The organism is Streptomyces sp. WG5 (assembly GCF_049974565.1).
GTDB lineage: Bacteria > Actinomycetota > Actinomycetes > Streptomycetales > Streptomycetaceae > Streptomyces.
Genome location: NZ_JBNGGC010000164.1, coordinates 1 through 649 on the forward strand (window position 1 = coordinate 1; position 649 = coordinate 649).

Sequence of the window (649 nt, forward strand, 5' to 3'; positions counted from 1 at the left end):
GCTGATGATCGTCTCGGGGCGCCCGCGTCGCAGGATGATGGCGTCCAGTTCGCGCGCCACCCGCCGGCCCGACAGCGAGGTGTCGGCGACGAGTCCGAGGCACTCACGTGTGCAGTTGTCGATCACCGTCAGGATGCGGAAGCGCCGCCCGTCGGTCATCTGATCGGACACGAAGTCCAGCGACCAGCGCTGGTTCGCGACCAGAGGAATCTCCAGCGGCCGCCTTGTGCCCATCGCGCGTTTGCGCCCGCCGCGCCGACGCACCGTCAGCTTTTCCTCGCGGTAGATCCGCTGGACCCGCTTCTTGTTGACCGCATGGCCCTCGCGCCGGAGCATCACGTGCAGACGACGATAGCCGAACCGCCGACGCTCCTGGGCCAGGGCCTTCAGCCGATCGCGCAGGGTGCCATCGTCCGGTCGTGTCGCCTGATAGCGCACGCTCGTCCGATCAACGCCCAGCACCCGGCAGGCCCGCCGTTCGCTCATCTCGTAGGCCGACTGCAGGTGCGCCGCCGCCTCTCGATGCGCAGCGGGCGTCACCACTTTTTTCCCAGCAGATCCTTCAGCGCGACGTTGTCCAGCATCGAGTCCGCCAGCATCCGTTTCAGCTTGGCGTTCTCGTCTTCCAGCGCCTTCAGACGACGGGCCT

Annotated in this window: 1 pseudogene; it reads right to left on the reverse strand. The window is 67.3% G+C overall.

Annotated elements, in window-relative coordinates:
- Positions 1-649 (reverse strand): annotated as a pseudogene (locus ACP4IX_RS36395) (IS3 family transposase); the annotation flags it as partial.